Source organism: Variovorax sp. OAS795 (genome assembly GCF_040546685.1).
GTDB lineage: Bacteria > Pseudomonadota > Gammaproteobacteria > Burkholderiales > Burkholderiaceae_C > Variovorax.
Map to the genome: position 1 here is coordinate 3,682,674 of NZ_JBEPOH010000001.1, position 21,077 is coordinate 3,703,750.

16 protein-coding genes and 1 riboswitch are annotated in these 21,077 nt (G+C 67.3%); of the genes, 8 read left to right on the top strand and 8 right to left on the bottom strand.

The annotated features are described in order from the left end of the window. Positions 1-6: 6 nt before the first annotated feature. From ABID97_RS17835 to cysS, 3 genes are read right to left on the bottom strand one after another with little or no spacing between them, the layout of a single operon-like run. Positions 7-987 carry an acetyl-CoA carboxylase carboxyltransferase subunit alpha gene (locus ABID97_RS17835; protein ID WP_354399748.1) on the bottom strand — a complete coding sequence of 327 codons (981 nt, stop codon included), beginning with the start codon at positions 985-987 and terminating at the stop codon, positions 7-9. A gap of 16 nt (positions 988-1,003) precedes the next feature. Then, a complete protein-coding gene (locus ABID97_RS17840) occupies positions 1,004-1,654 on the bottom strand; it encodes a DNA-3-methyladenine glycosylase family protein (RefSeq protein WP_354399749.1) in 651 nt (216 codons plus the stop codon). 17 nt (positions 1,655-1,671) lie between these two features. Beyond that, on the bottom strand, positions 1,672-3,048 hold the full coding sequence (gene cysS / locus ABID97_RS17845) for a cysteine--tRNA ligase (protein WP_354399750.1): 1,377 nt from the start codon (positions 3,046-3,048) through the stop codon (positions 1,672-1,674). Between the two features lie 192 nt (positions 3,049-3,240). On the opposite strand from cysS, the gene ABID97_RS17850 reads away from it, so the two are divergent. The 5 genes from ABID97_RS17850 to ABID97_RS17870 all read left to right on the top strand — a co-directional run bounded on the left by ABID97_RS17850 (position 3,241) and on the right by ABID97_RS17870 (position 6,655). Continuing rightward, positions 3,241-3,831: a tetratricopeptide repeat protein gene (locus ABID97_RS17850; protein WP_354399751.1), complete on the top strand. Its 591-nt coding sequence runs from the start codon at positions 3,241-3,243 to the stop codon at positions 3,829-3,831. An 85-nt stretch (positions 3,832-3,916) separates the two neighbouring features. After that, positions 3,917-4,513 carry a peptidylprolyl isomerase gene (locus tag ABID97_RS17855; protein ID WP_503012780.1) on the top strand — a complete coding sequence of 199 codons (597 nt, stop codon included), beginning with the start codon at positions 3,917-3,919 and terminating at the stop codon, positions 4,511-4,513. Between the two features lie 30 nt (positions 4,514-4,543). Then, positions 4,544-5,056: a peptidylprolyl isomerase gene (locus tag ABID97_RS17860; RefSeq protein WP_354399752.1), complete on the top strand. Its 513-nt coding sequence runs from the start codon at positions 4,544-4,546 to the stop codon at positions 5,054-5,056. A gap of 16 nt (positions 5,057-5,072) precedes the next feature. Further along, a complete protein-coding gene (locus ABID97_RS17865) occupies positions 5,073-5,855 on the top strand; it encodes a UDP-2,3-diacylglucosamine diphosphatase (RefSeq protein WP_354399753.1) in 783 nt (260 codons plus the stop codon). Between the two features lie 8 nt (positions 5,856-5,863). Next, positions 5,864-6,655, top strand: a complete 792-nt coding sequence (locus ABID97_RS17870) for a M90 family metallopeptidase (protein WP_354399754.1) — start codon at positions 5,864-5,866, stop codon at positions 6,653-6,655. Between the two features lie 62 nt (positions 6,656-6,717). Here ABID97_RS17870 and ABID97_RS17875 read toward each other — a convergent pair whose 3' ends face one another. Continuing rightward, positions 6,718-9,591: a DUF349 domain-containing protein gene (locus tag ABID97_RS17875; RefSeq protein WP_354399755.1), complete on the bottom strand. Its 2,874-nt coding sequence runs from the start codon at positions 9,589-9,591 to the stop codon at positions 6,718-6,720. A gap of 190 nt (positions 9,592-9,781) precedes the next feature. Then, positions 9,782-13,597 (bottom strand): DUF748 domain-containing protein, encoded by a 3,816-nt coding sequence (locus ABID97_RS17880; RefSeq protein WP_354399756.1) that lies wholly within the window; start codon positions 13,595-13,597, stop codon positions 9,782-9,784. Positions 13,598-14,193: 596 nt separating this feature from the next. Between ABID97_RS17880 and ABID97_RS17885 the strand changes: the two genes are divergently transcribed. From ABID97_RS17885 to nrdR, 3 genes are all read left to right on the top strand, one after another. After that, a complete protein-coding gene (locus ABID97_RS17885; RefSeq protein WP_354399757.1) occupies positions 14,194-15,042 on the top strand; it encodes a lytic transglycosylase domain-containing protein in 849 nt (282 codons plus the stop codon). 17 nt (positions 15,043-15,059) lie between these two features. After that, positions 15,060-15,185, top strand: a riboswitch (ZMP/ZTP riboswitch). 41 nt (positions 15,186-15,226) lie between these two features. Continuing rightward, on the top strand, positions 15,227-16,471 hold the full coding sequence (gene glyA, locus ABID97_RS17890) for a serine hydroxymethyltransferase (protein ID WP_354399758.1): 1,245 nt from the start codon (positions 15,227-15,229) through the stop codon (positions 16,469-16,471). 19 nt (positions 16,472-16,490) lie between these two features. Next, on the top strand, positions 16,491-16,934 hold the full coding sequence (gene nrdR / locus ABID97_RS17895; RefSeq protein ID WP_106934830.1) for a transcriptional regulator NrdR: 444 nt from the start codon (positions 16,491-16,493) through the stop codon (positions 16,932-16,934). 33 nt (positions 16,935-16,967) lie between these two features. On the opposite strand, the gene ABID97_RS17900 is transcribed toward nrdR, so the two are convergent. The 3 genes from ABID97_RS17900 to ABID97_RS17910 are packed head-to-tail and all read right to left on the bottom strand — an operon-like array spanning position 16,968 to position 21,063. Further along, on the bottom strand, positions 16,968-17,498 hold the full coding sequence (locus ABID97_RS17900) for a GspH/FimT family pseudopilin (RefSeq protein ID WP_354399759.1): 531 nt from the start codon (positions 17,496-17,498) through the stop codon (positions 16,968-16,970). Next, on the bottom strand, positions 17,495-17,920 hold the full coding sequence (locus tag ABID97_RS17905) for a type IV pilin protein (protein WP_354399760.1): 426 nt from the start codon (positions 17,918-17,920) through the stop codon (positions 17,495-17,497). The genes ABID97_RS17900 and ABID97_RS17905 overlap by 4 nt, the downstream gene beginning before the upstream one ends. Further along, positions 17,917-21,063 (bottom strand): pilus assembly protein, encoded by a 3,147-nt coding sequence (locus ABID97_RS17910; protein WP_354401802.1) that lies wholly within the window; start codon positions 21,061-21,063, stop codon positions 17,917-17,919. The genes ABID97_RS17905 and ABID97_RS17910 overlap by 4 nt, the downstream gene beginning before the upstream one ends. Positions 21,064-21,077: the final 14 nt, after the last annotated feature.

A 21,077-nucleotide genomic window follows, 5' to 3' on the forward strand; every position in this document is an offset into this window, starting at 1 on the left:
CCTTGCTTACCTGCCGTTGTCGGCCTTGGTGTCGTTGAAGCGCCCGTAGCTTTGCAGGCGTTCGTAGCGGCGCTCGAGCAATTCCTTGGGCTTCAGGTCGCTGACCTGGCGGAAGGCGTCGTTGAGCGCGCGCTTCAGAAATGCGGCCATCTGGCGATGGTCGCGGTGCGCGCCGCCAACCGGCTCATTGACGATCTTGTCGACGAGACCCAGCGCCTTGAGGCGGTGCGCCGTGATGCCCAGGGCATCGGCCGCCTCCTGCGCCTTGTCGCTGGTCTTCCAGAGAATGGAGGCGCAGCCTTCGGGGCTGATGACCGAGTAGATGGAGTACTGGAGCATCACGAGCTGGTCGCCGACCGAGATGGCCAACGCGCCGCCGGAACCGCCCTCGCCGATGATGGTGACGATGATGGGCACTTCGAGCTGCGCCATCTCGAAGATGTTGCGGCCGATGGCTTCGGACTGGCCGCGCTCCTCGGCATCGATGCCCGGGTAGGCGCCCGGCGTGTCGACGAAGGTGAAGACGGGCAGCTTGAACTTCTCGGCCGTCTTCATGAGGCGCAGGGCCTTGCGGTAGCCCTCGGGCTTGCTCATGCCGAAGTTGCGCGCGGTGCGCTCCCGGGTGTCGCGGCCCTTCTGGTGGCCCAGCACCATGCACGGCGTGCCATTGAAGCGCGCGAGGCCGCCCACGATGGAGAGGTCGTCGGCAAAGTGCCGGTCGCCATGCAGTTCGACGAAATCGGTGAAGATCTCGTTGACGTAGTCGAGCGTGTAGGGGCGTTCCGGATGCCGCGCGATCTTGGTGATCTGCCAGGGCGTCAGGTCGCTGTAGATGTCTTTGGTGAGCTGCTGGCTCTTCTTGCCGAGCTGGTCGATTTCCTCCGAGATGTCGACCGCCGATTCGGTCTGTACATAGCGCAGTTCTTCGATCTTGGATTCGAGTTCAGCAATGGGCTGCTCGAAGTCGAGGAAGGTTCGTTTCGCCAACGTCTTCTCCTGTTGTTCAGTATGCGACCGGTACCGGGTCGAGCGAGCGCCAAATATACCAAGTCGCAACGCTGCAATAAGGCGCCCACGCCACGGCCACCTCACGGGCATCGCTGCGGCTCACGGGATCGCCCGAAAAATAATTCACGCTGATGCCGTTGAGCAGGCCGAGGTCGTCGACCGGCAGCACGTTGGGGCGCATCAGGTGGAAGATGAGGAACATTTCGGCCGTCCAGCGGCCGATGCCGCGGATGGCGACGAGTTCATCGATGATGAGTTCGTCCGACATGTCCTTCCAGGCATCGACGTGCACCGCGCCGGAGTCGAAATGGATGGCCAGGTCGACCAGGTACTCGACCTTGCGGGCCGAGAGCCCCGCCCCGCGCATGTCGTCGACCTTGAGCTTGAGCACGTTGCTGGGCGTCATCTTTCGCGGCAGCGCAGCAAACTTGTCCCAGACCGATTGCGCCGCCTTCACCGAAATCTGCTGGCCGACGATGCTGCGTGCCAGCGTGGTGAATGCATCGCCGCGCGACTCGAGGCAGGCATCGCCGAACTTCGGGATCAGCCGCTTCATCACGCGGTCTTTCTTGGCCAGGTGCTTGCAGGCCTCTTCCCAATAGTCCGGCGTGTAGATCTGGATCGCCGGATTTTTTGAAGCGGGCATGGGATTCGTGGTTCCGTTCACTGCGCCGCGGCCCAGGTGGTGCCCGTGGGCGAATCCTTGAGCACGATGCCCTCTGCCAGCAGGTCGGCGCGGATGCGGTCGGCCTCGGCGAAGTTCTTCGCGGCCTTGGCGGCTGCGCGGGCATCGATGCGGGCCTGGATCGTGGCTTCGTCCAGCGTGGCACCCGCGCGCAGGAAGCCCGTCGGATCGCTCTGGAGGATATTGAGGCAGCCGCCCAATGCCTTCAGCAACCCCGCCTGTGCCGCAGAGCGCGTCCGGTTCACCTCGCCGGCCAGGTCGAACAGCACGGCAACCGCTTCGGGCGTGGCGAGGTCTTCGTCCATCGCGGCCTTGAAGCGGGCCGCATACGGGTCGCTCCAATCGATGCCCACGTCCGCGGGCGCGACCAGGTCGAGCGCCGTGTAGAGCCGCTTGAGCGAATTGCGTGCGTCGTCCAGATGCACGTCGCTGTAGTTGAGCGGACGGCGGTAGTGCGCCCGCACCACGAAGAACCGGATGGTCTCGGCATCGTACTTCTTGAGCACATCGCGGATCAGGAAGAAGTTGCCCAGGCTCTTGGACATCTTCTCGTTGTCGGTCACGATGAAGCCGTTGTGCATCCAGTAGTTGGCCAGCGGCTTGCCGGTCGCGCCTTCGCTCTGCGCGATTTCATTCTCGTGATGCGGGAACTGCAGGTCTTCGCCGCCGCCATGGATGTCGAGCGTTTCGCCGAGCAGTTCGCAGGCCATGGCCGAGCATTCGATGTGCCAGCCGGGGCGGCCCGGTCCGAACTCGCTGGCCCACTTCACCTCGTCGGGTTCGCTGGCCTTTGCGCTCTTCCAGAGCACGGGGTCGAGCGGGTCGTCCTTGCCGTCGAGCACGGCCACGCGCTCGCCGGCATGCAGCTCGTCGATGGACTTGCCGCTGAGCTTGCCGTAGCCCGGGAACTTGCGAATCGCGTAGTTCACGTCGCCGTTGCCCGAGCGGTAGGCCAGGCCCTTCTGCTCGAGCGTGCCGATCATGGACAGCATCTGCGGGATGTAGTCGGTAGCGCGCGGCTCGTGCGTGGGACGCGCGATGCCGAGTGCGTCGGCGTCTTCATGCAGCGCATCGATCATGCGATCGGTGAGCGAACGGATGGTTTCGCCGTTCTCGACCGCGCGGCGGATGATCTTGTCGTCGATGTCGGTGATGTTGCGGACGTAGTTCACCTCGTAGCCGCTGGACTTGAGCCAGCGCTGCACCAGGTCGAACCCGATCATCGAGCGGGCATGTCCCAGGTGGCAGAGATCGTAGACCGTCATGCCGCAAACGTACATGCGCACCTTGCCGGCTTGCAATGGGGAGAATTCCTCCAGTTCACGCGAGAGCGTGTTGTAGATGCGCAGACTCATGAGGCTCGGAAAGCGTCGCTTCGCGCACGTGCGGCACGGGCGAACGAGGGTGTATTTCAGGGGTGGCGGGACAGTGGCCGCGAGGGGTTGGACATGGCCCCTCGGCTACAATGCAGAGCAGTATAAACGGCAGCTGCCGTGTCCTTCCGGGTGTTTTCGAGGCCCGCATTTCCCCAATCCTGCCGAGGCTTCATGAAGCACGTCGCGTTTCCAAAACTCTCCATCGCCTTCGCATTGCTTTTCAGCCTGTGGGGTTCGGCCGCGTATGCCAACGACTACGACGACGTGAATGCGTTGCTGCGCCAGGGCAAGCCGAACGAGGCGCTTGCCAAGGCCGATGCCTACATCGCCGGCAAGCCGCGCGACCCGCAGATGCGCTTCCTGCGCGGCGTGATCCTCACCGAGCAGAAAAAGCAGAACGAGGCCATTGCCGCGTTCACGCAGCTCACGCAAGACTTTCCGGAACTGCCGGAGCCCTACAACAACCTGGCCGCGCTCTACGCAGCGCAGAGCAAGTTCGACCAGGCGCGCGCAGCACTGGAGCAGGCACTCAAGCTCAACCCCAACTACGCCACCGCGCACGAGAACCTGGGTGACGTCTACGCCCGACTCGCAGCCCAGGAGTATGTGCGGGCGCAGCAGTTCGCCAGCACCAACGCCAGCGTCGGGCCCAAGCTCACGCTGCTCCGCGAGATCTTCACGCCGAAGACCCAGGCCGACGCCGCGGTCCTGCCCGCGGCGCCGCCCGAGGTGCGCAAGCCGGTCGGCCGCGCAAGCAAGTAGCCACCGGCGCTGCCTAGGCGCATTGCGCCGCGGCCGCTTGCATTGCCTTGCCGGCGCCCCACATCATTCGCACACGGAGCTTTTCTTGAAGACCCAAGCCTTTTTCCCGTCCGCACTTTTCAGCCGCCGCGCCGCCCTGGTGCTTGCATCGGCACTGGCCTTTGCCGGCGCCTCGCATGCGCAGGCCGGCCCCCGCGTGAAGCTCGACACTTCGGCCGGCGACATCCTGGTCGAGCTCGACCAGGCCAAGGCGCCCAAGACGGTCGAGAACTTCCTGCAGTACGTCAAGGACAAGCACTACGACGGCACGGTGTTCCATCGCGTGATCGATGGCTTCATGATCCAGGGCGGCGGCTTCACGCCTGAAATGCAACAAAAGCCAACGCGCGCGCCCATCGCCCTGGAGGCCGGCAACGGTCTCAAAAACGACCGCTACACCATCGCGATGGCCCGCACCGGCAACCCGAATTCGGCCACCTCGCAGTTCTTCATCAACGTGAAGAACAACGACTCGCTCAACGCACCCAATCCCGACGGCTACGGCTACACCGTGTTCGGCCGCGTCGTGGGCGGCACCGAAGTGGTCGACAAGATCCGCGCCGTGCAAACCGGTAACAAGGGCGGCATGCAGAACGTGCCGCTCGAGCCCATCATCATCAAGTCCGCCACCCTGGCGAAGTAGTTTCCGAACATCCGAAAGAAGGACTCCCTCATGAGCAACCCCAAAATCGAACTCCACATCAAGAACTACGGCGTGATCACGCTCGAACTCGACGCCGCCAAGGCACCGAAGTCGGCCGAGAACTTCGTCAGCTATGTGAAGAACGGTCACTACGACAACACGGTGTTCCACCGCGTGATTCCCGGCTTCATGGTGCAAGGCGGCGGCTTCGAGCCCGGCATGAAGCAAAAGCCCACCGGCGCCGAGATCGAGAACGAAGCCAACAACGGCCTCAAGAACGACAACTACACCGTGGCGATGGCGCGCACGAGCGCGCCGCACTCGGCAACGGCCCAGTTCTTCATCAACGTGGCCGACAACGGGTTCCTGAACCACACCGCTCCCTCGGCCCAGGGCTGGGGCTACGCGGTGTTCGGCAAGGTCACCGGCGGTACCGACGTGGTCGACAAGATCAAGGCCGTGAAGACGGGCCGCAAGGGCTTCCATGACGACGTGCCGCTCGAAGACGTCGTGATCGAAAAGGCCGTGGTCGTCTCGGAATAAAGAAGGCGCGCGCGGCATGGGCACCGACGTCGCGGCACCTGCGGCTTTCAGGGAGCTGCTCGCCCCGCCCGCATGGCGCACCGTCGACCTGATATCCGACCTGCACCTGCAGGCCGGTGAGCCCGCCACCTTCGAGGCCTGGCGCGGCTACCTGCAGACCACGCCGGCCGACGCGCTGGTCATCCTCGGCGACCTGTTCGAGGTGTGGGTGGGCGATGACGCCGCCGCCCTGCCCGGCTTCGAGGCCGAGTGCGCAGAACTGCTGCGCCGCACGGCCGAGCGGTTGCCGGTGTACTTCATGCACGGCAACCGCGACTTTCTCGTCGGCCCGGCGCTCGCGGCCCAAAGCGGCTTCACGCTGCTGGACGACCCCACGGTGCTGGTGCTGCACGGTGAACGCTGGCTTCTGAGCCACGGCGACATTCTTTGCCTGGACGACACCGACTACCTCGCGTTTCGCGCCCAGGTGCGCACGCCCGAATGGCAGGCGGCGTTCCTCGCGCGGCCGCTGGCCGAGCGCCGCGCGCTGGCGCGCTCCATGCGCGCTCAAAGCGAAGACCGCAAGCGCGACCCCTCGGCGCGCTGGGCCGACGTGGACGGCGGCGCCGCCCGCCAGTGGCTCGGCCAGGCGCGCGCCCGAACGCTGGTGCACGGCCACACGCACCGCCCCGCAGATCACGACCTGGGAGACGGCCTCAGGCGCCTGGTGCTGAGCGACTGGGACGCCGCGGCCCATCCGCCGCGTGCGCAACTGCTGTGCCTTTCCCCGGCCGGCGCGCAGCGCGTCGACCTGCGTTAGCGCGGCCCATGTTCAAGTGGCTGCGCCGGCTGCGCGCCCTGCCCCCGATTCCGGAGAACGCCTGGCACGCCACGCTCGCGCGCTACGCTTTTCTCAGCGCGTTGCCCGAGGACGCGCAGCAGCGCCTGCGCACGCTGGCGGCCGAATTCCTGCGCGACAAGGAATTCCATGGCACGCAGGGTTTCGTCATCACCGACGAGGTGGCGCTGGCGATTGCCGCACAGGCGGTGCTGCCGGTCCTGAACCTGAAGGGAGGGCTGGACTGGTACGACGATTTCGTCGGCATCGTGGTGCATCCTTCCGAGGTGGTCGCGCGCCGCAAGATCGTCGACGATGCGCAGGTAGTTCATGAATACGACGAGGTTGTGGCCGGCGAGGCCATGGACCGCGGCCCGGTGATGCTGAGCTGGCAGGACGTGCTCGCGAGCAGCGTCACGGCCGATGGCGGCTACAACGTCGTGATCCATGAGTTCGCCCACAAGATCGACATGCGCGGCGGCGATGCCGACGGCTGTCCGCCGCTGCCGCCCGGCTTCGCGGGCAAGCGCACTGCGCGCGAATCGCGCGCCGCGTGGCTCGCCGTGCTGCAGCCGGCGTACGAGGACTTTCGCGAGAAGACGATTCTTGCCGACCGCTTCGGCACCGAGCGTCCCTGGCTCGACGACTACGGCGCGGTGTCGATCAGTGAATTTTTTGCCGTGGCGTGCGAGGCCTACTTCGTGAATCGCGAGGCCTTTGCGCGGGACTTCCCCTCGGTGCTGGCGCTGTTCGACGAATTCTTCGGACGCAACCTGGCCTGACCGTTTCCGGCAATAAAAAAAGCGCCCCTCAGGGGCGCTTTTTACCGGCCGGCGCAACCCGCTTACTTGCGCAGCAGCGCCTTCAGGGCGTTCTGCAGGCGGCGTGCGCTCGCGGCATCGTGCGCCGCGGCCAGCACCTTGCCGGCGTCCTGGCCCCAGGTCTGGGCCGGCGGCGGATCGCCGCGCTTGGTCAGCAGCTTGAGCTGCAGCGCGCGGCGTGCATCGAGCTGCTCGGCGGGCGTGGGCACCTCGGCGGCCATTTCGAGGCGCAGCAGTGCTTCGGCGGCCTCGTCGGGCGCGGCCTTGGGCGCCGAACCGACGGCCTGGGACCAGCCGCTGCGCACCGCGGGCGTTACCGCGCGTCCCAGTTCCTGGACGCTGGGGAGCTTCGATGCATCGCGCTGCTCCCATGCACCGAGCACTTGCGTGAGCGCCTCGCCGTGCGCCTGTGCCGCGAGCTTGCGCAGCGCCATGTCGGCGCGTTCGAGTGCTTCGCGCTGGGCGCGGAAGGCGGCATCGCCGAGCCGCGGGCCGCGGTCCTCGAAGCGGGGTGGACGGTCGCCGAAGCGGCCGGCCGGTGCACCGCGGTCACCGCGGGCATCGGAACGAGGAGCGCCGCGGTCGCCGGGACGGCCCGGACCGCCGGGGCCCGGGCGAGCGCCATCGCGCCGGTCGCCGAACCGGCCGCCGGCACGGCCCGCGGGCACGGCTTCGGCCTTCTTGTTGCCAGGACGGTCATCGCCACGCACGGCGACCACCGGCTTGGGCGCCGGCTTCGGCGCTGCGGGCGGCGCCTTGGCCTCCTCGGCCGCGGCAGGTTCGCTGTCTGCATGGGCGGCGCCATCGGCGCGCGCCGACGCATCGGCACCGTCTGCCGGTGCCACGAGATCGGGTGCGGCTGCCGGCGGCGGCGCGGTGTGCGTGCCCGGCAGCGCTTCGGCATCGCTCGATCCCGGCGCCTGCTCGGCGCTTTCGCCGAATTCGGCCGCCGCCTGGCCCGGTGCAACGATTTCGGTGGCACCGACCCCGGGGCCGTCGCTCGAAGCGGCCGGCGCCTGGCCGGGCTTGGCGGCGGGTGCCGGCGGGGGCGCTTCGCCGCGCAGCGCGGCTTCCAGGCGCGCGATGGCGGCACGGATCTTTTGCACGTCGCCGCCGGCGTTGGCTGCGTCGAGCGCCTTGGACGCCTCCAGCACATGGCGATCGTGTTCGCTCATCGCGGTTGCGGACTTCTCGCGCTCCGCCGTCTTGCGATTGAAGGCTTCATCGATGGGCGCGCGGAACGCGTCCCACAGTTTCTGTTCATGGCGGCGGTCGAGTGGCACGCCCTGGGCTTCGGCCTGCCAGCGCTGCTGCAGGGCCTTGACCGCATCGATGCGCAGCATGGGCTGGGCGCCGAGCTCGGCAGCCTCGGCGATCATGGCGTGGCGCCGTTCGATGCTGGCCTTCTGCGCCGCTTCGAAGGGAGCGCGTGCGGCACCGAAAGCTTCGTTCCACTGCGGCTGCAGCTCGGCGAAGACCTTCTCGCCCACGTGGCCCGCATCGCGCCACCGGTCGGCGAACTGGTGCAGCGCGCGGTTGTGCGCCTTCAGGTCGGAAGGCTCGGCGTGCTCGGCCGCCCAGGCCTTGACTTCTTCGATGAGCGCGACACGGTGCGCACGGTGCTCCGCGGCATCGGCGCGAACCTTTTCAAGCCAGGCCTCCACCACCTTGTGGGCTTCGTTGCAGGCTTCGTCGAAACGCTTCCAGAGGGCGTGGTTCGGCACGCCGCCCTGGTCGGCCTGCTTCCACTGGTCGCGCAGCGAACGCAGCGTCTCCTGCATCTTGCGGCCGCCCAGTGCCTGCCCTTCGGGGCGCTTGAGCAGGCCTTCGGCCTTGGCGACGAGGTCTTCGCGCACCTTGTCGGCGCTCCAGCGCTGCCAGCCTTCGAGTTCGCCGGCGGCAACCAGCGCTGCGTGCACGCGGGCCTCCAGCGGGGCATCGACCAGCTTGCCGTGCTCCTTCAGCACCGCGCGCAGCGCTGCGGCCGCACCGGCGCTGGCCTTGCCATGGCCTTCGGCGGTTTCCTGCTCGAGCTTGGCGAGTGCGGCCTGGACGGCGTCCTGCGCGGCGGCGCGCACGGACGGATCGACCTTGGGTGCGGCGGACTTGGCCGGCGCGGCCTTGGGCGCCACGACTTCGCCACGCGCGGCGCGCAGTTCATCGGACCAGACGGGCACCGGCGGCAGAGGGGCCGCGGGATCGGCCGCGGCGGCTTGCGCCTGGGCCAGCGCACCGTGGAATGCATCGGACACGACCAGCAGCTGCGCCTTCGACGATTCGAGCTGCGGTGCAAACCTGGCGTCCAGGCTGTTCCAGTTGGCATCGCCCGTGATTTCATCGGCCTGCTGCTGCCAGTGGGTTACGTCGGCGCGCAGCGATTCCTCGGCAGCCTGGGCGTCCTGCCAGCTCTTGGTCGACAGCACTTCGAAGCGCTGGGCGAGCAGCACGGCGGCTTCGCGGTGCACCTGCGCGCGGTGCTGCAGGTCTTCGATGCCTTTGACGCGCTCGGCCAATTGCACCTTGAAGCCGGCCAGCGGCTCGCGCGACAGCGGCGCACCCGCCTTGGCGGCGTCGCGCTGCCAGGCGAGCGCATCGGCGATGTTGAGCTTGGACTGGGCAAGCAGCCCCTCGGCCTTTTGCGCCCACTCGGCCGCAATGGCCTCCTGGCCCTTGGCACGCTTGAGTTCGTCGAGCTTTTCGCGCAGGAGGCGTGCCGCGCCCTTGTCGCGGCCGCTCAGCTCCTTGAAGACTTCCTGCATCTGCTCGGGCGCGGGGTTGCCGGCGAGCCAGTCGCGGATGCGCGCGGCGCGCTCGCCCGAAGTTGGCGCGGTGAAGGCGCCGCCGGTGAGCGTGTCGAGGGCCTGGAGGTCGTGGGGCTTGGAAGAAGTAGAGGTCACTTGCGCGAAATCGTTGTCTGAAGAGAGAAAGCGAAGGCGCCGGCAAAGGCCGGCGCACAGCGACATTTTCACCCAGTTGTGGCGGGCGGTTGAATTACATGCCGCAACAGCCGCCAGTTGGCCTCTGGAATGGCTGCGGCGCCAGCCTGTTTATATAGGCGCGGCCGGAGGAAAAACCAAGCCCGCGCGGTTACTTGGTCGCCAGCTTGAGTTCGGCACCGGGTTTCCAGTCGGCCCCGCTGGCGGTGGTTTTCACGGCGCCCAGGAACAGCCGCTCGCTCGGCAGCTTCTGCGCGAGCAGGTAGTCGCGCACCACGGCCCCGCGCTCGACGGCCAGTTGCCGGATCGACTCCTCGTCGACGGGAATGCCCGCGAGCAGCAGGTTTTCCATCTCGTTCACCGGCAGGTCCTTGGCGAGTCCGACCATGTTGCGCGGCTTGGCCACGTCGGCGCGCTTGTACACGGCGGTCAGCAGCTCGGGGTATTCGGCATCGGTGACGGGCGGCACGTCGGTGCCCGCCTGGCCGCCGCGCACGGCCATGCGCCGCTTCTCGGCCTGCGCGAGCTGGCGCAGGCGCTGGCGCTGGTAGGCGTCGCGCTCCCGCTCGAGGCTGGCCGTGCCGACCACCGTCATCTGCAGCGCGGGGCGGTCGGTCAATGCCTTGACGACCTTGTCCAGGCTTTCCTTCGCGCTGGCGCCTAGCACCGAACTGCCGGCATCGAAGGTGATGGTGCTGGATTCGCTGCTGCCACCCCCGAGGCCGCCCGTCAGGAGATTGAACGGTGCCGTCGCCGCCTTGGCGATGAGATTGATCACCGCCTTGAAGATCAGCGGCCCGATGCTGAATTGCGGGTCGTTGAGCGAACCGCTGAGCGGCAGGTCGACGTCGATCACGCCGTTGCGATCGGCCAAGAGCGCCACGGCGAGCCGCACCGGTAGGCTGTTGGGCGCGCCCTGCACTTCTTCGCCGAACTGCAGCTGGTTGAGCACCAGCTTGTTGGTGGCCGTCAGCTGGCCATCGGGCGCAACCTTGTAGTTGACGTCCATGCTCATCTTGCCGCGCTCGATGCCGTGGCCCGCGTAGCGCACCGAGTAGGGCGAGAGCGGCGCCAGGTCCAGGTCGCGCATCTTGGCCGTGATGTCGAGTTCGATCGGCTTGACCAGCGGATTGAGCTTGCCGGTGATTTCCAGCGCGGCAGTCTGCTGCGCCTTGCCGCGCAGTTCCAGGTCGGCCATGGCGGGGCGGCCGCTTTCGCCCTTGGGCGGATTCGACGAAAACGAACTGAGCTTGCCGGTCAGTGCGCTCAGGTCGGCCGAGTAGTTGGGTTTGACGAACAGGTCGGTGAAGTCGATGCGGCCATTGACCAGGCTCATGGGGCCGAAGTTGATGACCGGCTTCGGTCCGGTATCGGCGTCGGCCTGGGCTGTGGCCACGGGCGCCGGCGCTGGCGGGGCCGGCTCCGCACCGCCTCCGACCATGGACTCGGCGGACACCGGCGCGCCACCTGACCGCGCAGCGGGGGCCCGGGTGGTCGTGTTCGTTCCGCCGAGACTTCTTTTCGTCTTTGCCTCGGTACTCGCCGCGGCGGCCGCATTGGCCTCCGCCTCGCCCTTCTTGGTGAGGTTGAGCAGGTTCAGGCGCCCCGTCGGGTCCACGATCACGCGGGCGAAGAAGTCGGTCAGCGTGGTTTCCCGCACATCGACCGCCGGCGCCGCGTTGGGGGCCAGGCTCACCTGCAGTCCGCGCAGGCTCAGCGTCTTCCAGCTCAGCAACTGGTTGGTATTGCGGTCAAAGCCGGGCGATTGGGTGAGCGAGATGCTGTTGGCGCGAAAATCGTCGACCGCCGTGTCCCCGGCCAGCTTGAGGGTCATGCCGGCCGGCGCGCTTGCATAGCGCACGGTGCCCCGGTAACTCGCGAAGGCGCGGCGGATGTCCACGTTGAGCGCGTCGCCGTAGTAGGCCTTGAACGCATGCGCCGGAAACGACGCGACCTCGAGCCGGCCTTCGGCCGCGAGCGGCTTGAGCACCAGGTTGCCCTTGTATTCGAAGTGTCCCGGCTCCGACCTCCGCGAGCCGATGCGCCCCGAAACCTGCAGCGGCGACGCCGTGGTGGTACCGGGAGCGACCTTTTTCGCCTCGACATTGAGCGCCGTGATCTCGACGGCCACGGGCGCGGCGCTGGCCTTGTCGGCATACGACAGCGTGCCGTCCTTGACCGCCAGCGTGCCGATGGTCAAGGCCCAGGGCTTGGTGTTGGCGCCCGGCGGCGCGGCTTCGGGACCGGTGCCGGCAGGCTTGGGCGCAGCCACCTTGGCCTGCGCGGCGGCCCCGTTGCCGGCGGCCGGCGCCTTGAGCCAGCGCTCGAACATCCAGCGCTTTTCGCTGTCGCGCTCGATGTTGACCTTCGGGTTGGTGGCGGTGAACGAGGCGACGTCCAGCGTGTGCTTCGTCATGTCGACCTCGGCATCGACCAGCTCGAAGCGGCCGACGCTCGCCAGCGCCGTCTTGGCTTGCGTCAGTGCCAGGCCGTCGGCGGCCAGGCGGCGCGCCTTGAACCGGAGATCGGGCTGGTTCCAGGCGATGTCGATCTGCCCGCTGAGCTTGCCGTCGAGCGTGGGCTCCAGGCTGTGCGCCAGGTAGGGCGCCGCGAGCGACAGCGGCAGCGCATCGACCTCGGTCTGCACGTCGGCCTTCTTGTCGGTGGCGCTGCCCTGGAACTTGAGGCTTGCGCCGCCGATTGCGGTGCTGCCGCTGAACTGGGCAGGCTTCTCCATGGGCCAGGTGACGCCGGTCAGGTCGAGGCCGAGCGCGCTCGCCTCCAGGGCCGCCGCAGGCTGGACCGTTTCATCGCGCCATCCGATGCGCCCGCCGCTGAGGGCGATCTTGTCGACCTGGACCCGCAGCTTCGGCTTCTCGGGCGGCTTTCCGTCCGGGGCGCTGGCCGCAGGCGCGGGCGGTGCCACCTTTTCCGCGGTGCCCGTGGCCGGATCGGTGGCCAGAAGGTTGAGCCGGCCCTGGGCGTCGCGCGCGACTGCGAGCTGCGGATTGGCGAGCGCAACTTCGCTCAGGCGAAACACCGACTCCAGCGGGCGAACGTCGGCCAGCGCGAGCTTGAGGGACTCGAAGGCCAGCAGGTCGCGGCCCCGTGGGTCGACCAGCTTGGCGCCGTGCGCCTCGACCGTGCCGGTGATCCTGAGGCCCGCGGTCGCGGCCTGCTCGAAATCGATCTTCAGGTCGGCGTCGAGGCTGCCCGCCTGCAGCTTCGCGGGCAGGCCGCCGGGCATGTAGCCCAGGTAGGGCGCGAGGTCGAGTCCCTTGAACTGCACATGGGCATCGGTCTTGCGGCTCTTTGCGAACGGGGTGGTGAGGGCCGCCGAATCGAACTTGCTGCCGTTGAGCGCGAACGCGAGCTTGGGCTCGGTGTTGATGTCTCGCTTGGAGGCGAGATTGCTCAGGAACGGCACGTCGAGCGCGAAGTCGCGCAGCTCATGCTTGCGCTTGACCGTCTGGTCGTCGAAGTCGACCGCGCCGTTCTTGATCGAGATGTTGTAGATCGCAAAGCGCGCGGGCTCGGCGTTCGGGTCGGACGGCGGCGCGGCCGCCAGCCTGGCCAGGATGTCGTCGATATCGTACTTGCCGTCGGCCAGGTGCGTGAGCAGGATGGCCGGCGAGTCGATGGTCACCGCGTCGATCACCGGCGCCAGCCGCACGAGCGATTGCAGCTCGGCGTCGGCGTAGATGCGCTTGATCGCCACCTGGGGCCGGCTGCCGTCGGCCGTGGCGATGCGCAGGTCGTGCAGCGCGAGCTCGAGGGTCCAGGGCTTGAAGTCGATCTTGCCGACCGTGACCTGGCGACCGAGCTTGTCGCTCGCGATCTTCTGCAACTGGCTCTTCGCGATGGGCGGCACCGCGAGCCAAGCCACGATCCAGAGTGCCAGCAGAGCGAGTACCGCGACGACCCCGCGTCGCACCCATTTGTTTTGTCTAAGCGAAGCTGCGTCCATCGCGGCAGTGTGCCGCAAACGAAGCACTGGGCAGAAACAAGAAAGCCCGGCAACTCGACGAATGTCTCATTACCGGGCTTGATGGCGGGCCTGAGACCCATGCCATCGATTCGCGCGACCGGAAGTCAATGGTTCCTGCCGTGCTGGCAGCAAGAGATTGCCGCCGTGGATCCTCTGCCGTTCGAGCCCTCAACTTGCACCTCGGACTCTCTGGCTTCGGAAAACGCCTGAATCACTCAGGCGTGTCCAGATTAGGCCTCCCTCCCCAGCTTTGCAATGCCAATCCTCAAGGGATTACCCCTACGGGGGAGCGGAGGCCGCAATTTGCCTGTTTAAATATGTAATAGCATAAAGCGAAGGTTCTATATGCTTGACCGGGTATTTAGCCACGCTAGAATCCGCCTGCCCCTGGCTGCCCCAGACCCAGCAGGGACCACCTGAATCCGCCGCCGAATCCCAACCGGCTTGATCAGGCCGCCGCGCTCCTACCCCTCCATCTCCACGCGCGGAGCCTGATTCGTACCAATCCAAGCGCCGCAGCCTTCATCCACCGCCTTCCGGCGTTGCGAACAGGTGCCGCACAGAAAGGAAGAGCGATGAGCAAGGCGTTTGATGCCACGGCCCGCGGGCTCCGGACCTTTGCGTCCGATGTGGCAGACGGCTTTTTTGAAATCACCCACAACGGGTTTGCACTGGTCGGCCTTGCCATGGTGTTCGCGGTCCTCGCCCTCGTGGCCCGCCCCGACCTGCGCCAGACGGGTGAAGAACAGCTGATGGGCTGGCTGCAATCGCGCAAGCCCGCACCCGAAGCCACCGACCTCGAACCGACCGCCATCGTGCGTACCACGGCCGCCAGTCCGGCCGACCTGCCCAAGCAGCAGGCCGCCGTGGCCTATTGGCTGAGCAAGAAATACCGCGTGGCGGCCGAACCCCTGAGCGTGCTGGTTGCGGAGGCCTACCAGCTCGGCAGCCGCACCAAGCTCGACCCGACGCTGATCCTCGCGATCATGGCGGTCGAATCGAGCTTCAACCCGTTCGCCCAGAGCCAGGTGGGCGCGCAGGGGCTGATGCAGGTCATGACGCGCGTGCATGGCGACAAGTACGAAAGCGCGGGCGGCACGCTCACCGCCTTCGACCCGGTGACCAACATGCGCGTGGGCGTGAAGGTGCTGCAGGAATGCATCGCCCGCGCCGGATCGCTCCAGGGCGGCCTGCGCTACTACGTGGGCGCCGCCAACCTGGAAGACGACGGCGGCTATGCAGCCAAGGTGCTCGCCGAGCACGAACGGCTGGTGCAGGTGGCCAACGGCCGCAACCCACCCACCACTGCGACGCCGGTGCCGCGTGCGCAGCCGATCCCCATCACGACGCCCTCCAAGCCGCAGCAGGCCTCCGAGCCTGCCGCCGACCCACAGAAACTGGCCCTGCTTTCGGACGTTTCCTGAAGGCCTGCGCTACACTCCACCCCGTACGCGACTGGCGATAGGCGCAGCACCCCCGCGGTGCCACGCGCTGACGTGGAATACCACTGGGAAGCGTGCCGCCTGGCATCCATACAGGCGTTCAGCCGTTCGCCTGGGCAGCCCTTGTTTGGTTGAAGAACAAGGACCTCGTCTTCAAAGGACTGCCATGTACCACCGCAATATCCTGGTCGAACAGACCGACCCCGAAATCTGGGCTGCCATCCAGGCCGAAAACGCGCGCCAGGAACACCACATCGAGCTGATCGCGAGCGAAAACTACGCCTCGCCGGCCGTGATGCAGGCACAGGGCTCGCAACTCACCAACAAGTACGCCGAGGGCTACCCCGGCAAGCGCTACTACGGCGGCTGCGAGCACGTCGACGTGGCCGAGCAGCTGGCCATCGACCGCATCAAGCAGATCTTCGGCGCCGACGCCGCCAACGTGCAGCCGCATTGCGGCGCCTCGGCCAACGAAGCCGTGATGCTGGCCTTCCTGAAGCCCGGCGACACCATCATGGGCATGAGCCTGGCCGAAGGCGGCCACCTGACCCACGGCATGCCGCTCAACATGAGCGGCAAGTGGTTCAACGTGGTGAGCTACGGCCTGGACGCCAACGAGGCCATCGACTACGACGCGATGGAGCGCAAGGCGCATGAGCACATGCCCAAGCTCATCATCGCGGGGGCTTCGGCCTACTCGCTGCGCATCGATTTCGAGCGCTTTGCCAAGGTGGCGAAGGACGTGGGCGCGATCTTCATGGTCGACATCGCCCACTACGCCGGCCTGGTGGCCGCGGGCGTGTATCCCAATCCGGTGCCCCATGCCGACGTGGTGACCTCCACCACCCACAAGAGCCTGCGCGGTCCGCGCGGCGGCATCATCCTGATGAAGTCGCAGCACGAGAAGGCCATCAACAGCGCCATCTTCCCGGGCCTGCAAGGCGGTCCGCTGATGCATGTGATCGCGGCCAAGGCGGTGGCGTTCAAGGAAGCCATGGCGCCCGAGTTCAAGGCCTACCAGCAACAGGTGGTGAAGAACGCCCAGATCGTGGCCGACACGCTGACCGAGCGCGGCTTGCGCATCGTGAGCGGGCGCACCGAAAGCCACGTCATGCTGGTCGACCTGCGTTCCAAGGGCATCACCGGCAAGGAAGCCGAAGCCGTGCTGGGCAGCGCCCACATGACGATCAACAAGAACGCGATTCCCAACGACCCCGAAAAGCCGATGGTGACGAGCGGCGTGCGCATCGGCACCCCCGCCATGACCACGCGCGGCTTCAAGGACGAAGAGGCGCGCATCACCGCGAACCTCATTGCGGACGTGCTGGAGAACCCGCGCGACGCCGCCAACATCGATGCGGTCCGCGCCAAGGTCCACGCGCTGACAAGCCGGTTCCCGGTCTACCGCTGATCCCGGAAGACGTGGCCGCATGAAATGTCCTTTTTGCGGTCATCTCGAAACGCAGGTCGTCGAGACCCGCGTGTCCGAAGACGCCGACTTCGTGCGCAGGCGCCGCCAGTGCAGCGCCTGCGACAAGCGCTTCACCACCTATGAGCGCCCGGACGTCAACTTTCCGGTGGTGGTCAAGAAGGACGGCAGCCGTGCCGACTTCGATTCATCCAAGGTGCGCGCCTCGATGATGCTGGCGCTGCGCAAGCGGCCGGTGAGCATCGAGCAGATCGACAACGCGCTGCTGCGCATCGAGCAGAAGCTGCTCGCCAGCGGCCTGCGCGAAATCGATTCGACCAAAGTCGGCGAACTCGTGATGCGCGAGCTCAAGAAGCTCGACAAGGTGGCCTATGTGCGCTTTGCCTCGGTGTACCGGAGCTTCGAGGACGTGGACGAGTTCAGGCAGCTGCTGCGGGACATCTGAGCGCGACGTTCCGCCGCCATCCGGTCGGCGGCGTCACTGGCCTTCCTTGCCGCAGGCGCCGCTTCCGCAGTCTCCCTTGAGGTCGGGATTGCAGACCCTCGCGCGTCCTGACGCCGACACGACGATCGACGCCCTGCGGCCGGTCTCGGCCTTCAGGGTCAGGCAGCCGGCGCCGAAGCCCGAGCTGCCCGCCCGGCGCGAGAAGCCGTTGCTGTCGTAGTCCAGCCCCTGCACGAATCCATCGCCGAGCCCCGCATCGATGCCGACGCCGTTCGGAAGCTTCTCGAACTCGCGCACGGTTTGCAATGCGGTGTCGGGCCCCGCCCGTACGGCCCAGCCGGTGGACCAGTCGTTGCCGTTCAGCGCCGCGACGTGGACCCTTTGCGAACGTTGGATGGCCTCCGTGCGGGCAAGGTTCAGCGCGGCGACGAAGCCGTTGGCAGCAGCCGCAAGCCGCTGGTTGAGCAGCAGATCGCGAAACGTCGGAACGCCGAGCGAGCCCAGGATCGCCACGATGGCGATGACCGCCAGCAACTCCACCAGCGTGAACCCCCCGCGCCTCATTGCCAGCATCTGCTGGCCGAGGTGCCGTCGCAACCCTTGCCGCCCATGCTGTCGATCCAGATCGCCCCGACCTCGGGATCGGACAGGCCCGCCCTCGGGGTTGCGGTCAGCCGTATGCAGCGATCGATGCTGCCCTGCCCTTCGCAGTTGCCGCTCTCGACCCGATACCTGCCGGCTGCGCCGCCGTCGCCGGACCCGCCTTCGTAGCGCTTGTACTGCCCGCTCGAGGTATAGCCGCGCTCCTGCTGCTGCATCTGCTGCACCAGCGCCGACCGCGCTTCGGCGCGCCAGCCCTTGCGCATGAAGTCCAGGTAGGACGGATAGGAAACCGCGGCCAGGACGGCGACGATGGCCACCACGATCATCGCCTCGATCAGGGTGAAGCCGCGGGTGCACGCAGCATGGCTGTTGTGGGTCTTCATGGCTTCACGCTCCGGAAGTCGGCGATCTGCCGCCAGTTCAGGCGCCCGGCCACCTGCGAGGCCCGGCCGCCTTCCACGGGTTGGGCAACGGACATTCGCAGCCCGCCCGAACCGCCCGGGACACTGGCGTTGATGACCGAGAGCTTCTTCGTCCCCGTCCGGCGGCCGAACGAATCCGTGGCCGTGTAGGCGCCCTCTCCCAATTCCACCAGCAAAGGCGACGACAGCAGCCCGACGCTCGAAGGCACGCAGGTGCCGCCCTGCGAGAGTCCGGTCATGGCATTGACCGCGCAGCTGCGGCCCCCGCTGGCGGCGCCGCATGCCTCGGCACCAGGGATCAGCGTGTTGAAGAACAGGTACCCGTCGCTCAGCACCAATCGCGAGACCTGCCGCTCGCCCGAGTCGGGCCCACCCGGAAAGTCGAAATACCAGCCGCGGCGGCTCGCAGCGCCGCTGGTTGCGTCGCCATAGACGAACGGATCGCCCACGATCGCCGGCAACGGCTGGCCTGGCGTCGCGACGGACCGGCGCGGCTGGAGCCGCGTGCGCGATTCGCTGCCCGGAATCGCGGTGCCGTTGTCGAACACGCCATACAGGGTCTGCACGCCGTGGCTGGCACGGCCCGTGTCCTCCGCGCTCACGAACTTGCCGGTACCGAACAGCACGATGGCGCCCCCGTTCGGCCCGGCCCCGACTTCAGGCGCCACGGTGATGGGCTGCCGCTTCGCATCGGCCCCGCCCGTTGTCGCGATCATCAACGGAAGGCCGGCCAGGGCGAGTGCATTGGTTTCGCTCCACGGCGCATTGCCGGTGAAGTCGAACTTCCACAGGTTTCCCTGCGTGTCGCCCGCATACAGCCAGCGCGCCCAGCCGTCCGCCGCTGCAAAGTCGCCGGGGGCGCCCAGCGCATTCACGAGCGTGCGGTCCACGGGCGCGGGCAGCACGACCTTGTGATAGTTGAGGCCGCGCTTCCATGCGGCCCCGGGCGGCTTGTCGAGCGACAGCAGGAAAAGCGCCGCGCGCTGCTCCGGGTTGGCACTGTTGAACCCCGACGGCACCACCGCGAACCAGCCATGCGCCGCAGGCTGGGTGCGCGTCGCTGCCGAGAGGCGGAACTTCATGATGCGCGGCGCTTGGAGCACGTGGCCCATGTCGCCATCGTCCGCGCCGGTGAACTCCCACAGCACCTTGTCCGCCGCAAAGGCCGCGGGTTCGGAAACATCGAGTGCAAGAACGCCGGTCGCCCCTGCCCCCGTCCCGGAAACCAGCACCGTCTTCCAGTCGCCGTTGGCCATCCGGGCCTCCGCCGCCACAGGCGAGCCATCGACGTAGGCCTGGTGCGAATAAGAGGGTGAGGTGTAGCCAGGCAGCTTCCAGGACACCGAGCGGGGAACATAGGCGAAAAGCTCTTTCCCCGTGGCCGCCGAAAACCCATGCAGCATGCCGTCGTTCGCACCGACGTACACGGCCGGCGTCCTTCCCCGGTGCACGTTGAGAAACTGGTCGTACCCGATGCCCCGCAGGTTCGGGTTCGGCGCGCCGACGAAGAGCGGGTTGGAATTTGCAACGTCGCCCATCACCGAGTCGCGCACGCGGAACATGCCGCCGGCCACGGACGACTCCTTGCGCCGGTCGCCGCGCAGATAGGCCAGGCGTTCGGCGCCCAGGCCATCGGACACCGGAGGCATTGCGTAGGGCAGTGCGTGCAATTGGCTTTGCATGGCCTTGTCCAGCGCGTCCCATTTGAAAGGAATGCCGAAGCCGTCTGCGGAGAGCGTATGGATGTTCCTCTCCGCCGGATCCCGCGCGGGCACCGCAGGCAGGGCCGATGCATTGCCGGTCAGCAAAGCCCCCGCGTCCCAGGCCGGCGCATCGGCTTGACGGACGGTTCCCGCGCCTGCGTCGTAGGCGAGCGGATAGGCCAGCAGCGTCCCCGACCACCTGCGCCCGCTGAAGCGGGCCACATAAAGATTGCTCCCTGCCGCGCCGATGCGGCTCGACGACAGGGCCGGGTCCGCCGTGCTCCCGCCCGATGGCGCGGCTGCGGCCTGGAACACCTTGCGGATCGCGGCAAGCAGTTGCTGCGGCTCACCGGCGAGGAAGTAGTTGGACGGCTTCGGCTGTCCGTCATCGTCGAGGCCTTCGGCCCATTCGGCATTGCTGGCCAGGTCCGCGGCACCGATCCCGCCCGACGAACGGAACGGATTGCCGTCGTCGTTGCTGTCCGCGAAGCCGCCGTATTTCGATGCGAGATACAGCGCGCTGCCGCGCTGGGCCTGCCGGATGGTGCCCTGCCCTGCGGCGTCCAGGTCGATGCCGAAGGTCTGGACCCGCACGCCCGCAAGATCGGTCCGTATCTTCTGCGTGTTGGCCCAGTAGGCCAGCCCCGCCATGCCGAACGAGCCCCTCTCCGCGCCCGTTTCAGCCCCCGCGATGGTGCTCGATGCCAGCTGCGCGCCGCCCTTGTAGTTGAAGGCGGGAAGGCCACGGTTGCCCGTGGTGGCCAGCCCGGCCTTGCCCGAAGGATGCGTGTAGAGAAGCGATTCGCGGTTCTCGAACGCACCGACGAGGCTTGTCCAGTAGGCGGTATCGGGCTCGAACGACGCGGCGCTGAAGCTGCGGCCGGGCAATCCGGGCAGCGATCGGTCGTCATGGGTTTCGAGATCGCCGATGGCCAGGATGTGGTTCCTGCGGCAGCTCGCTGCGACCGGGTCCCAGCTGCCCCTGCTGCTTTCGTCGCGCCAAGACGCGGTGCCGTTGGAGACCGGCAGCCCGTCCTTGCGCGGATCGTCCGTTGCGGCCACACCCGCCATGGCTTCGGGCGTGGAGGCCTTGCCCTGCAGATAGCGCAGCGACTCGTAGTAGAGCTCGCCCGCCGGGTCGAATCGCTTGTAAGCGCCGCCGCGTCCGAACCGGTTCAGGTAGTTGACGACGCCGCTGTAGCGGCTTCCCTGCGCGAAGGCCGCATCGGGATCGTCGATGAAGACGCCGGTCGTCGCATGCCACTCGGCCTGGGGGTTGTCCACGCTGTCGAGGCTCGCGTCGCGCTTGCGAGGCCCTGTGTACTTCATCGGCGCGCGCAGGACGCCGCCATGCCGCCCCAGGTCATTGTCGAGCAGGTAGCCGAAGACGGCGAAGCGCATGCGGTGCGAATGGC